General features: G+C 74.2%; 10 protein-coding genes. 5 read left to right on the top strand and 5 right to left on the bottom strand.

Going from position 1 to position 9,864, the window contains the following annotated elements:
* Both ACZ6Q9_RS19340 and ACZ6Q9_RS19335 read left to right on the top strand, forming a co-directional pair.
* On the top strand, positions 1 to 696 hold a 696-nt coding region (locus tag ACZ6Q9_RS19340; protein ID WP_396831420.1), incomplete at its 5' end, for an AAA family ATPase.
* Between the two features lie 836 nt (positions 697 to 1,532).
* A complete protein-coding gene (locus ACZ6Q9_RS19335; RefSeq protein ID WP_466021415.1) occupies positions 1,533 to 2,180 on the top strand; it encodes a C39 family peptidase in 648 nt (215 codons plus the stop codon).
* 52 nt (positions 2,181 to 2,232) lie between these two features.
* Here ACZ6Q9_RS19335 and ACZ6Q9_RS19330 read toward each other — a convergent pair whose 3' ends face one another.
* On the bottom strand, positions 2,233 to 3,144 hold the full coding sequence (locus ACZ6Q9_RS19330) for an HhH-GPD family protein (protein ID WP_393457078.1): 912 nt from the start codon (positions 3,142 to 3,144) through the stop codon (positions 2,233 to 2,235).
* A gap of 140 nt (positions 3,145 to 3,284) precedes the next feature.
* On the opposite strand from ACZ6Q9_RS19330, the gene ACZ6Q9_RS19325 reads away from it, so the two are divergent.
* The 3 genes from ACZ6Q9_RS19325 (at position 3,285) to ACZ6Q9_RS19315 (ending at position 5,241) form a co-directional block, all read left to right on the top strand.
* Positions 3,285 to 3,797, top strand: a complete 513-nt coding sequence (locus tag ACZ6Q9_RS19325) for a glycine cleavage system transcriptional repressor (protein WP_350686636.1) — start codon at positions 3,285 to 3,287, stop codon at positions 3,795 to 3,797.
* Complete coding sequence (locus ACZ6Q9_RS19320) at positions 3,794 to 4,378, top strand: peptide deformylase (RefSeq protein WP_357463450.1); 585 nt, start codon at positions 3,794 to 3,796, stop codon at positions 4,376 to 4,378. Before ACZ6Q9_RS19325 ends, ACZ6Q9_RS19320 begins: the two co-directional genes overlap by 4 nt.
* A gap of 137 nt (positions 4,379 to 4,515) precedes the next feature.
* A complete protein-coding gene (locus ACZ6Q9_RS19315; RefSeq protein ID WP_393264472.1) occupies positions 4,516 to 5,241 on the top strand; it encodes a hypothetical protein in 726 nt (241 codons plus the stop codon).
* Between the two features lie 22 nt (positions 5,242 to 5,263).
* Here the strand turns inward: ACZ6Q9_RS19315 and disA are convergent, their stop codons facing one another.
* From disA to ACZ6Q9_RS19295, 4 genes are all read right to left on the bottom strand, one after another.
* On the bottom strand, positions 5,264 to 6,445 hold the full coding sequence (gene disA, locus ACZ6Q9_RS19310; RefSeq protein WP_393264474.1) for a DNA integrity scanning diadenylate cyclase DisA: 1,182 nt from the start codon (positions 6,443 to 6,445) through the stop codon (positions 5,264 to 5,266).
* 143 nt (positions 6,446 to 6,588) lie between these two features.
* Positions 6,589 to 8,037: a DNA repair protein RadA gene (gene radA / locus ACZ6Q9_RS19305; RefSeq protein ID WP_350706725.1), complete on the bottom strand. Its 1,449-nt coding sequence runs from the start codon at positions 8,035 to 8,037 to the stop codon at positions 6,589 to 6,591.
* A 90-nt stretch (positions 8,038 to 8,127) separates the two neighbouring features.
* The gene (locus ACZ6Q9_RS19300; protein ID WP_393264479.1) at positions 8,128 to 8,871 is read right to left on the bottom strand and encodes a hypothetical protein; all 744 of its coding nucleotides are present in this window, start codon (positions 8,869 to 8,871) and stop codon (positions 8,128 to 8,130) included.
* Positions 8,872 to 9,010: 139 nt separating this feature from the next.
* Positions 9,011 to 9,850 (bottom strand): UbiA family prenyltransferase, encoded by an 840-nt coding sequence (locus ACZ6Q9_RS19295; protein ID WP_393457084.1) that lies wholly within the window; start codon positions 9,848 to 9,850, stop codon positions 9,011 to 9,013.
* Positions 9,851 to 9,864: the final 14 nt, after the last annotated feature.

Raw genomic sequence — 9,864 nt, 5'->3', positions numbered from 1 at the left:
CGTCGGCCGTTCTCGGTGGTGCTGTTCGACGAGATCGAGAAGGCCCACCCGGACGTGTTCAACACGCTGCTGCAGATCTTGGAGGATGGTCGGCTCACCGATGGTCAGGGTCGGATCGTGGACTTCAAGAACACGGTCATCATCCTGACCACGAACCTGGGTACCCGGGACGTGGCGAAGGCGGTGTCGCTGGGCTTCCAGGCGTCGGAGGACTCGGAGTCGAACTACGACCGGATGAAGCAGAAGGTCAACGACGAGCTGAAGCAGCACTTCCGGCCGGAGTTCCTGAACCGGATCGATGACACGATCGTGTTCCACCAGCTGCGGGAGAACGAGATCCTCCAGATCGTGGACATCATGATCGCGCGGATCGAGACCCAGTTGCGGAACAAGGACATGGGTCTGGAGCTGACCGACAACGCCAAGAAGTACCTGGCGAAGAAGGGCTTCGACCCGGTCCTGGGCGCGCGGCCGCTGCGCCGCACGATCCAGCGCGACATCGAGGACAACCTGTCCGAGCGGATCCTGTTCAACGAACTGACCCCCGGCCAGATCGTCGTCGTCGACTGCGAAGGCGACCCCAGCAACATCGACAAGTCCAAGCTCGTCTTCAAGGGTGCGGACCGGCCGGCCGAGGTGCCGGACGCGGTCCCGGCCGACCTCGGCGGCACCGCCGCCGCAGGGGCGGACGAGTAAGGCAAACCGCGCAAAGGCGACGGCCCGGTGGCACCAGCCACCGGGCCGTCGCCTTCTGTGTCCCTGTCGAGCCGATGTCGCAGAAGGGTCCAGCTCGGGGTGCCGCTGCACCGAGGCCGGCGGCACGGCGGCACTTACACCCCGGCTGCATGGTCGGGCCGCAAACGCGGGCGCGTGGCTGCACCGAGGCCGGCGGCACGGCGGCACTCACACCCCCGTAGTCCCTGTCGAGCTGCCCCCACAGATGGGGCACACAACAGGGCAGTCGCAGGCGACCGAGCCCACCAACGTCGATCAGGCCGGGGCCGCGGCGCCGATGTGACGAGCGGTCCTACAGACGGGGCAGCTCGACAGGGCCCACGGCACCCGACCCACCGGACCTGTCGAGGCGGGTGTGGCCCGCTGTGCCGGCACAGGGACCAAACCTGACACCGGACCCACAGATGCCCTGAACCAGGGATGCCCGACTGGTCGGCAGAGGGCCCGCCTGGGGTGTGTGTCCGGTTCGGCGAGGATCGCCGGTCCGGCACCGGGGCGTTATGTCCGGTTGGTGGTGGACTGCGGTGGCGGGGGCCACCACCCCGCCGGGCATGGGCCGGGGGGCCGGGGCGTTGTAACCACCGTGAGCGCGTGACCCCCGAGCCGCTTCGACGGTTCGACGGTTCGGGGCGACGGCCGGAATGCCGGCCGGACCCACGTCGTTACATCCCCCCGGGACCGCGCCCCCCGAACACCAGGGCGCGCACCCCCGTTTCTGGCTTGACCTTTCCTTACCCGTGGCGCACCCACCCCCCTTCCGGGTGTGCCGCGCACCCCCGATCGAAAGGTGCTTCGTCATGCGTACCGATCTGATCCGTAAGGCCGCCCTGACCGCTGCCGGCCTCGCCTTCACCGGCGGCGCCATCGCCGGCCCCGTCACCGCCGCCCACGCCGCCCCCACCACCGACAGCAAGCCCGCCACCCAGAACCACAAGAACAGCGAGCGGGAACTCGGCGTGCGCTACGAGGCCCAGCCGAACTTCTACTACTGCGGCCCCGCCGCCACCCGCAACGCTCTGAGCGTGCAGGGCAAGGACATCAACGTCGACGCCATGGCCAAGGAAATGGGCACCACCGAAGCCGGCACCAACTCCATCAACGACATCACCCCCGTCCTGAACAAGGAAACCGGCAAGAACGCCTACCACAGCGTCGAGATCGCCACCCCCAAGGCCGACGACAAGCAGACCGACACCCTGCGCACCGACGTCGTGAAGGCCGTCGACGACGGCCGCGCCGTGGTGGCCAACATCGCCGGCACCGCCACCGACACCGACGGCGGCACCCACTCCTTCGAGGGCGGCCACTACATCAGCGTCGTCGGCTACCGCGACAACGGCCAGACGGTGAAGATCGCCGACTCCGCCGACCCCGCCCAGGCCTCCTACTGGATCACCACCGAGGCCCTCGCCGACTGGATCGCCACCCGCGGCTACGCCGCCTGATCCCACCACCACCAACGACAAGGGCCGGCCCCGAACGGGGCCGGCCCTCTCGTCATGCCCCGAGGCGCACGCCGGGGACCGGTGGGCCGTCGCCGACGAGGCGGAACGACGATTCGCCCACCGGCTCCACGAGGCCGTCCCGCACCAGCCCGGTGAGCGCCCGGGCCCGCTGCACGTCGTCGGCCCACACCTGGTCGAGACGCTGGTGCGGCACCGGGCCGGTCGCCTCCCGGAGCACGCCGAGGAGCAGCCCGCGCACCTGGCGGTCCGTGCCGGCGTACCGCTGGGGGCGTCGGCTCGGGCCGGCGGGGGCCTCCTGGCCGGACGCCCGCCAGGCGCAGACCGCCTCGACGGGGCAGCTTCCGCAGCGGGGCGAGCGGGCGGTGCAGATCACCGCACCCAGCTCCATGAAGGCCGCGCTGGCCAGCGCGGCGGCGGCCGGCTCGACGGGCAGCAGTTCCTCGGTGGCCACCAGATCGGCCGGACGGGTGGCCGGGCCGGCATCCGGCTCGCCGGCGATCGCCCGGCAGACCACCCGCCGTACGTTGGTGTCGACCACCGGGTGCCGCTGACCGTACGCGAACGCGGCCACCGCCCGGGCCGTGTACGTCCCGACGCCCGGCAGGGCCAGCAACTGGTCCAGCCGGTCCGGGACCTGACCGCCGTGCCGCTCGACGATCGCGACGGCGCAGTCCCGCAGCCGTACCGCCCGGCGGGGGTAGCCGAGCCGTCCCCACATCCGGATCGCCTCCGCCGGGCTGTCCGCCGCAAGCGCGGCCGGGTCGGGCCAGCGGTCCAGCCACGCCGCCCAGGCGGGCAGCACCCGCACGACGGGCGTCTGCTGCAGCATGACCTCGCTGACCAGGATCGCCCACGGGGTGACGTCGGGCTTCCGCCACGGCAGGTCGCGGGCGTTCTCCTCGTACCACCGGCTGACCAGGGTGGCGAAAGTGGGCTCAGACATCGCGCCGCCGATGATGTCACGCGCCGCGCCCCCGACGCGGCGCGGGCGGCGGGCTCGCGGCTCGGCCGTACCGTCCCGCTGGCTGGGCGACCTGGGCGGGGCGCTGCGGCGGCGCGCGGCGGATCGGGCAGAATGCCCGGATGAACGAGCTCGCGATCACCGTCATCGGCCGGGACCGGCCGGGCATCGTGGCCGACGTCGCCGAGGTGCTCGCCCGGCTCGGCGCGAACCTCACCGACAGCACGATGACCCGGCTGCGGGGGCACTTCGCGATGACCCTGGTCTGCGTGGGCCCGGCCGCCGCCGACGTCGAGGCCGCGCTCGCGCCGCTCTCCGCCGACGGCCAGCTGCTGGCGACCGTACGCGAGGTCACCCCCGACGGCGAGACCGCTCCGGCCGGCGAGCCGTACGTGATGGCGGTGCACGGCGCGGACCGGATGGGCATCGTCGCGGCGATGACCCGCGTGCTCGCCGACGCCGGCGGCAACGTCACCGACCTGAGCACCCGGCTGACCGGGTCGCTCTACGTGGTGGTCGCCGAGGTGGATCTGCCGCCCGGCACGGCCGACGAGGTGGCCGGCCGGCTCGCGTCGACCGCCGCCGACCTGGGTGTCGGGGTGACCCTCCGCCCGGCCGACCCGGATCTGCTGTGACCGGCGACGAGCGCGCCCCGGAGAGCGAGGCGTACGCCGGCCTCGGCGACTGGACCCCGGAGTCCCTGGACGCGCCGGGGGAGGTGCGGCCGGTGGTGTCCGCCCCCGACCAGGTGCTCAGCCGGCACGGCGGCGAGGTCGACCCGACGGCCGAGGAGACCGTACGCCTGGCGGCCGACCTGGTCGCCACCATGCGGGTGTCGCCGGGCTGCGTCGGGCTGGCCGCCCCGCAGATCGGCGTGGGCGCGCAGGTCTTCGCGGTCGACGTGACCGGCCATCCGAAGGCGGTCACCGTGCACGGCACCTTCGTGCTGTGTAACGCCCGGGTCGTCGAGGCGAGCCGGTGGAAGGTGGCCCGGGAGGGGTGCATGTCGGTGCCCGACCTCACCGGCGACGTGAAGCGGGCCAGCCGGCTGGTGGTGGAGGGCGTGCTGCCCGGCAGCGGCAAGCCCGTACGGCTGGTGACCGACGGGTTCGAGGCGCGGGCCCTGCAGCATGAGATCGACCACTGTGCGGGTCTGCTCTTCCTGGACCGGGTTGCCGGCGCCCACGCCATCTACCAGCGCAAGGTGTATCTCTGACCCGTGCCCCTGGGTCGCCGGCGGGACACCGTCGGCGGACATGACCGTCGCATGTGGAAGGTGGGAACGGTGAGCTGCGGACACCTCGGCGCGTCGCGCCGGGCTGCCGAGCCCCGCGCCGCTACGGTGGGGGCATCATGCGTCTGACGGTCGGCCCCCTGCCACCCGCCGTTTACTGGCGGCGTCGCGCCGTCGTGCTCGGGGCGGGGCTTCTCTTCCTGATTGTCCTGCTCTATTCGTGCACCGGTTCGGACCGGAAGGCCGACAACAGCGGCGACGCGCAGCCCGCGTCGGGCGCGACGTCGCCCGGTGCGACACCGGGACCCACCGGCCCGGTGCTCAGCCCGCAGACCGGCGGGCCCTCGCCGGGCGCGTCGGGCGACCCGGGCGCCGCCGACCCGTCGGGCGGCCCGACCACCACCGACACGCCGCCGGCGGCGCCGGTCGTGCCGGCCGCCGGCGACGGCGCCTGCACGGACGCCGAGATCACCGTGACGCCGGTGGCCCTGCCCGCGTCGGTGGTCCGCGGGGCCGTGGTGGACCTCCAGCTGAAGGTGAAGAACCGGTCCGAGCGCACGTGCAGCCGCGACGTCGGCGCCGACGAGCAGGAGCTGTTCATCAAGTCGGGGGCCGAGAAGATCTGGTCGTCCGACACCTGCGGCACCGGCAAGGGCTCCGACGTGCAGTCCTTCACGCCGGGCTTCGAGCGCTCCTACCAGGTGGGCTGGAACGGCCGCGACAGCAGCAAGTGCGCCAACGGGGTGGCGGCGGGCCCGAACCCGCCCGCCGGGACGTACCAGGTCTTCGCCCGGGTGGGCACCAAGCTCAGCGAGCCGGTGAAGCTCACCGTAACCGACGGCTGAGCGGCCGGCCGAGCGGCCCGGGTCAGACGTAGCGCTCCAGGATGGACGCCTCGGCGAGCCGGGACAGCCCCTCCCGGACGCCGCGGGCGCGGGCGTCGCCGACCCCCTCCACGGCCTGGAGATCCTCCACCGTGGCGCCGAGCAGGCGCTGGAGGCTGCCGAAGTGCACGACGAGGCGGTCGACCACGGCCGCCGGCAGCCGGGGCACCTTGGCGAGCAGCCGGAAGCCGCGCGGGCTGACCGCCGCGTCCAGCGCGTCGGAGGCGGCCGGGTAGCCGATCGCCTTGGCGACGGAGACCAGGTCGATCAGCTCGGTCGCGCCGAGCAGGTCCAGCTCGACCAGCGCCTCGTCGAGGGTGCGGGACTTCCGGCCGGCCGGGAGGTAGTCCCGGATGACCAGGGTGCGGTCGGCATCGACCCCGGCCATCAGCTCGTCGAGCTGGAGGGCCAGCAGGCGGCCGTCGGTGCCCAGCTCCACCACGTAGCCCGCGATCTCGTCGGCGATCCGGCGGACCATCTCCAGCCGCTGCACCACCGCGACCGCGTCCCGTACGGTGACCAGGTCCTCGATCTCCAACGCGGAGAGGGTCCCGGAGACCTCGTCCAGCCGGAGCTTGTAGCGCTCCAGCGTGGCGAGCGCCTGGTTGGCGCGGGACAGGATCGCCGCCGAGTCGTCCAGCACGTGCCGCTGGCCGTTCACGTAGAGGCTGATGATCCGCATGGACTGGCTCACCGAGATCACCGGGTAGCCGGTCTGCCGGGCGACCCGCTCGGCGGTGCGGTGCCGGGTGCCGGACTCCTCGGTGGGGATGCTCGGGTCGGGCATCAGATGCACGGCCGCCCGGACGATGCGGGTGCCGTCGCTGGAGAGCACGACCGCGCCGTCCATCTTGCACAGCTCGCGGACGCGGGTGGCGGAGAACTCGACGTCGAGCGGGAACCCGCCGGTGCAGAGCCCCTCGACGACCTTGTCGTAGCCTAGGACGATCAGCGCGCCCGTGCGGCCGCGCAGGATCCGCTCGAGGCCGTCGCGCAGCGCCGTGCCCGGGGCCATCAGTGCCAGGTTGGCCCGCAGCGGGTCACCGGCACCCCCGCCGCCACCGGTCACGCTCACGCTGATCGGGCGGGCGGGCGAGCCCACGGCGCCGGTGCGGGCGTGGGGCGTCGCGCCGGCAGGCTTGGTGGTATCGCGGTCGATCGGCACGGGCACAGTCTACGGACTGCCCTGCGGTGGGTGCTGTCGTGGTTACTGTGATGTGTCGCGATGCCCCACGTCGCCCGGACCGGGGGCCGGCGGCCCGGCTGTCCGGTATCGCCCCGGCGGTCCCGTCGCCCGGCCATCGCCGCTCACTCCGCCGACGCGCGGGCGACGGCCTGGAGCGCCGAGCGTACGTCGGTGACCTCGATCACGCGCATCCCCCCGGGGGTCACGCCGGTGCTCTCGGGCCCGCACCCGGTCGGCACCAGCGCGAGCCGGAACCCGAGCCGCGCCGCCTCGGCCAGCCGGCGCGGCACCGCGCCGACCCGGCGCACCTCGCCGGTGAGCCCGACCTCGCCGATCGCCACCAGGTGGGGCGCGATGGCGAGGTTGAGCCCGCCCGAGGCGACGGCCAGGGCGACCGCCAGGTCGGCCGCCGGCTCCACCACCCGGATGCCGCCGACGGTGGCCGCGAAGACCTCCCGGTCGTGCAGGGTCAGCCGCTCGGTGCGGCGCTGAAGCACGGCCAGCACCATCGCGAGCCGGGCCGAGTCGAGCCCGGAGACGGTGCGCCGGGGCGACCCGGCCACCGTCGCGCCGATCAGGGCCTGCACCTCGGTTACCAGCGCCCGGCGGCCCTCCATCGCCACCGTGACGCAGGTGCCCGGGACCGGCTCCGCGTAGCGGGTCAGGAACAGCCCGGACGGGTCGGCCAGGCTGCTGATGCCGCCCTCGTGCATCTCGAAGCAGCCCACCTCGTCGGCGGCGCCGAAGCGGTTCTTCACGCCGCGCACCATGCGCAGCGAGGAGTGCTTGTCGCCCTCGAAGTGCAGCACCACGTCGACCAGGTGCTCCAGCACCCGGGGGCCGGCGACCTGGCCGTCCTTGGTGACGTGGCCGACCAGCACGGTGGCGATGCCGCGCTCCTTGGCGACCGCGACCAGCGCGGCGGTGACCGCCCGCACCTGGGTCACCCCGCCCGACACGCCCTCGGCGCCGGTGGTGGAGATGGTCTGCACCGAGTCGAGCACCAGCAGGCCCGGCTTGACCGCGTCGAGGTGGCCGAGCACCGCGGCGAGGTCGCTCTCGGCGGCGAGGTAGAGCTGGTCGTGCAGGGTGCCCATCCGCTCGGCGCGCAGCCGGACCTGGCTGACCGACTCCTCGCCGCTGACCACCAGCGACGGGCTGCCGGCCCCGGCGGCCCACTGCTGGGCCACGTCGAGCAGCAGGGTGGACTTGCCGACGCCCGGCTCGCCGGCGAGCAGCACCACCGCGCCGGGGACCAGGCCGCCGCCGAGCACCCGGTCGAGCTCGCTGACCCCGGTGGGCCGGGCCCGCGCCGGGGCGGCGCTGATGGTGGCGATCGGCCGGGCCGGCTCGGCCGGCATCCGCGAGCTGACCACCTTGCCGGAGACGGTCGGGCCGGTGACGGTGCATTCGACCACCGAGCCCCACTCGCCGCACTCGGGGCAGCGCCCGACCCACTTGGGCGGCTGGTGCCCGCAGGCGTCGCACTCGTAGGCCGGTCGGGGCTCGCGGCTGGACGCCCGGCCGCGCCCGCCGGCGGCGCGCGGGGACGTCGATCGGGAGGTGGTCACATGGGGACGTTAGTCCCCGCGTACGACGAAGACACCGCCGGCGTGGTGGTCACCACGCCGACGGTGTCGTCGGAAACAGCGGGCGGAGGGTCAGTGGCCGCCGCCCTCGTTCTCGTCGTAGCCGCCCAGGCGCTCGACGATCTGCGACGGGGGCGCGGCCGGGGTGAGCGGCACGGCGACCGGCGCCGGGCCGGTGACCGTGTTGCCGTTGCCGAAGTCGAAGGTCAGGATGACGTTCTGCCCGGAGCGCAGCGCCTCGTTCAGGCCGATGAGCTGGAGGACGCGGTCGGCCTCGGTGTTGAGCTGCACGTAGCTCAGCGGCGGGATCTCGATCCGGGCTGGCTGGCCGGCGGGCGAGGCCGGGCTCGCCGGGGCCGACGGGCTCTCCGGGGCGCCGGGGCTGACCGACTCCGACGGGCTCTCCGAGGCGCCCGGGCTGGCCGACACCGACTCCGACGGGGTGGGCGACGGGGACTCGGACGGCGACGCCGACGGGCTGGCCGCGGCCCCCTTACCGGTGATCACGACCTCGCGGGCGCTGTCGGTGGTCACGGTCACGGTGACCGGTTCCTTCGAGTCGTTGTAGATCACGGCGTTGAGGACGGCGTTGGCGCCCGCCTTGTAGCCCTCGACGCCCGGGAACTCGACCAGCAGGCCACGGACCGCGTAGTCGCCGTTGCGGGCGGAAAGGTTGACGCCCTGGACCGACGGCTCCTTGTTGGCGGTCTCGGCGATCTGGCCGGCGCCGCAGCCGGACAGCAGCAGCCCGGTCGCCGCGGCCAGCCCGGACAGCAGCAGGGCCGCCCGCCGGGAACCCCTGATCGAGCGCGTCACGTCGGTCCTCCTCGTCACGATCCCACCCGGTGCTCACGCCGGGCACGGTGGCCATGCCCGCGCAGACCGCGCTCCAGGGTAGTTGGGCCTGATCCGCCCCCGCACGCCGACCCGGGAATGCCACTCCCCGGGGCGGACCTCAGACCAGCCGCCCGTTCGTGACCAGCAGGACGACGTCGATGAGGGCGATCAACATGACGGCCCGGAACGCGGCCACGGGCCGACCTCCGGCCCGGGCGGCGCCGCGCCCGCCGTACCAGCTCAGGGGCGGCACCACGACGGCGGCGGCGACCGCGGCCACGCCGACGCCCGACGGCCGCCCTGGTGGCCCGAGGACCAGGGTGGCGGTCGCCGCGAGCAGCAGGCCGGCGGCGGCGGCGCGGCTGCCGGTCGGGCCGAGCCGGTGCGGCAGCCCGCGGACCCCCGTCCGGGCGTCGTCGGCCAGGTCGGGCAGGACGTTGGCGAAGTGCGCCCCGGCGCCCAGGCAGGCTGCGGCGGCGACCAGCCAGACCGGCGGGGCCGGCGCCCCGGGCAGCGCCAGCACGACGAAGGCGGGCAGCGACCCGAACGACACCGCGTAGGGCAGCACCGACACCGGGGTCGACTTCAGCGGCCAGTCGTAGAGCAGCGCGGAGACCAGCGCGACGGTGACGCAGAGCGCGGCGGCCGGGCCCGTGGCCAGCGCCAGCGCCGGGGTGGCGAGCGCGGCCACCGCCGCGGCCACGGCCGTGGTGCGCCGGCCCACCGCGCCGGTGGCGACCGGTTTGTCGGTACGCCCCACCGTGGCGTCCCGGTCCGCGTCGAGCGCGTCGTTGGCCCAGCCGACGGCGAGCTGGCTGGCCGCCACGGTCAGCGCCACGGCCAGGACGCCGGCCGGCCGGTGCCCGGCGCCCCAGGCGAGCAGCCCGGCCACGGTGGTGACCGCGGCGGCCGGCTCCGGGTGGCTCGCCCTGACCAGCCCTAGCACCGTTGACGACATGAGGAAAGTCTGGT

The sequence above is a fragment of the Micromonospora sp. NPDC049139 genome (genome assembly GCF_055586845.1).
Note: the sequence above shows the minus strand (reverse complement) of the source record. Positions and strands in the feature narration are given on the sequence as shown.

What these genes read in the sequence shown, in the direction of transcription:
- ACZ6Q9_RS19295 (WP_393457084.1), bottom strand. Translation starts at nt 9,850, where the DNA reads ATGTCGTCAACGGTGCTAGGGCTGGTCAGGGCGAGCCACCCGGAGCCG.
- ACZ6Q9_RS19315 (WP_393264472.1), top strand. Translation starts at nt 4,516, where the DNA reads ATGCGTCTGACGGTCGGCCCCCTGCCACCCGCCGTTTACTGGCGGCGT.
- ACZ6Q9_RS19335 (WP_466021415.1), top strand. Translation starts at nt 1,533, where the DNA reads ATGCGTACCGATCTGATCCGTAAGGCCGCCCTGACCGCTGCCGGCCTC.
- ACZ6Q9_RS19330 (WP_393457078.1), bottom strand. Translation starts at nt 3,144, where the DNA reads ATGTCTGAGCCCACTTTCGCCACCCTGGTCAGCCGGTGGTACGAGGAG.
- ACZ6Q9_RS19325 (WP_350686636.1), top strand. Translation starts at nt 3,285, where the DNA reads ATGAACGAGCTCGCGATCACCGTCATCGGCCGGGACCGGCCGGGCATC.